This is a genomic window from Arthrobacter sp. Hiyo1 (assembly GCF_001263615.2).
In the GTDB taxonomy this organism is placed as follows: Bacteria; Actinomycetota; Actinomycetes; order Actinomycetales; family Micrococcaceae; genus Arthrobacter.
Genome location: NZ_DF952470.1, coordinates 6,377 through 8,888 on the forward strand (window position 1 = coordinate 6,377; position 2,512 = coordinate 8,888).

Below are 2,512 nucleotides of genomic sequence, written 5' to 3' on the forward strand. Positions count from 1 at the left end.
GCCCCGGATGCGGTCTCCGCCGCGGTCCTGGGGCCGGCGGACGGGTTGAGCGAACTTATTCCCGGGTGCGGCCATGTTTCCCCTGTGGCGAACACGCCCCAAAATTCGAGCGTTGCCACGTAGCATCAAAGTACGTCGTAGCTAGGAGTGTGGCGAAATGTTTGAGAGATTTACGGACCGTGCCCGTCGCGTTGTTGTGCTTGCCCAAGAAGAGGCACGCATGCTCAACCACAACTACATCGGTACCGAGCACATCCTCTTGGGTCTTATCCACGAGGGTGAAGGCGTTGCCGCCAAGGCGCTTGAGTCCCTGAGCATTTCGCTCGATGGCGTCCGCGAGCAGGTACAGGAGATCATCGGCCAGGGCCAGCAAGCCCCGTCCGGGCACATCCCCTTTACCCCGCGCGCCAAGAAGGTACTTGAGCTCTCGCTCCGCGAAGCCCTTCAGCTCGGCCACAACTACATCGGTACAGAGCACATCCTGCTCGGCCTCATCCGCGAGGGTGAAGGCGTTGCCGCGCAGGTCCTGGTCAAGCTTGGCGCCGACCTCAACCGCGTCCGCCAGCAGGTCATCCAGCTGCTCTCCGGCTACCAGGGCAAGGAAACTGCGGGTCCCGGCTCAGGCCCAGGCCAGCAGGAAGGCACCCCGGCCGGTTCGGTGGTGCTGGACCAGTTCGGCCGCAACCTCACCCAGGCCGCGCGGGAGAACAAGCTTGATCCTGTGATCGGCCGCGAGCTGGAGATGGAACGCGTCATGCAGGTCCTCTCCCGCCGTACCAAGAACAACCCCGTGCTGATCGGCGAGCCCGGCGTCGGCAAGACGGCCGTCGTCGAGGGCCTTGCCCAGGCGATCGTCCGCGGAGACGTCCCGGAGACCATCAAGGACAAGCAGCTCTACACGCTTGACCTCGGCTCCCTCGTGGCCGGTTCCCGTTACCGCGGTGACTTCGAAGAGCGCCTGAAGAAGGTCCTGAAGGAAATCCGGACCCGCGGGGACATCATCCTCTTCATCGACGAGATCCACACGCTCGTGGGTGCCGGTGCGGCCGAGGGTGCCATCGATGCCGCGTCCATCCTCAAGCCGATGCTGGCGCGTGGTGAACTCCAGACCATCGGGGCCACCACCCTGGATGAGTACCGCAAGCACATCGAGAAGGACGCCGCCCTTGAGCGCCGGTTCCAGCCGATCCAGGTCAAGGAGCCTTCCGTCGCGCATGCGATCGAAATCCTCAAGGGCCTGCGTGACCGTTACGAGGCGCACCACCGGGTGACCATCACCGACGGCGCACTTGCCTCTGCGGCAACGCTGGCCGAACGCTACATCTCGGACCGCTTCCTGCCGGACAAGGCGATCGACTTGATCGATGAAGCCGGTGCCCGTCTTCGCATCCGCCGCATGACGGCTCCGCCGGAGCTCAAGGCCATGGATGAGCGCATCGCCGAGGTGAAGATGGAGAAGGAATCCGCCATCGACGCCCAGGACTTCGAAGGCGCTGCCTCGCTGCGCGACAAGGAGCAGAAGCTCATTGCCGAGCGCGCCGAGAAGGAGCGCAACTGGAAGTCCGGCGGCATGGACGATATCTCCGAGGTCGACGAGGAGCTGATTGCCGAAGTTCTCGCGAACTCCACCGGCATCCCGGTCTTCAAACTCACCGAGGAAGAATCCAGCCGCCTGCTCAAGATGGAGGAGGAGCTGCACAAGCGCGTCGTCGGCCAGGACGAGGCAATTCGTGCCCTCTCCCAGGCGATCCGTCGCACGCGTGCCGGCCTGAAGGACCCCAAGCGTCCGGGTGGCTCGTTCATCTTCGCCGGCCCCACCGGCGTCGGCAAGACCGAGCTGGCCAAGGCGCTGGCCGAATTCCTGTTCGGTGAAGAGGACGCCCTCATCACGCTGGACATGTCCGAGTACTCCGAGAAGCACACGGTCTCGCGTCTCTTCGGTGCCCCTCCGGGCTACGTCGGCTACGAAGAAGGCGGGCAGCTGACCGAGAAGGTCCGGCGTCGTCCGTTCTCCGTGGTGCTGTTCGACGAAGTGGAGAAGGCCCACGCCGATCTCTTCAACTCGCTGCTGCAGATCCTGGAAGACGGCCGCCTGACCGACTCCCAGGGCCGCGTGGTGGACTTCAAGAACACGGTGATCATCATGACCACCAACCTGGGCACCCGCGATATCTCCAAGAGCGTCGCAACGGGCTTCCAGTCCGGCACGGACACCACCACCGGGTACAACCGGATGCGGGCACGGGTCACCGAGGAGCTCAAGCAGCACTTCCGTCCCGAGTTCCTCAACCGCGTTGACGACGTCGTGGTGTTCCCGCAGCTCACGCAGGACGAGATCATCGAGATCGTTGACCTGTTCGTCACGCGCCTCGAGGGCCGCCTGAAGGACAAGGACATGGGCATCGAGCTCACCACGGCCGCCAAGGTCCTCCTGGCGACCCGGGGCTACGATCCCGCCATGGGTGCCCGGCCGCTGCGCCGGACCATCCAGCGTGAGATCGAGGACCAGCTC

At 64.5% G+C, this 2,512-nt stretch carries 1 protein-coding gene; it reads left to right on the plus strand.

What is annotated here, in order from left to right; all coding sequences use genetic code 11:
* Positions 1-157 precede the first annotated feature (157 nt).
* Positions 158-2,512, plus strand: a 2,355-nt coding sequence (locus AHiyo1_RS09010) for an ATP-dependent Clp protease ATP-binding subunit (RefSeq protein ID WP_059388338.1), incomplete at its 3' end; no start/stop codon positions are given.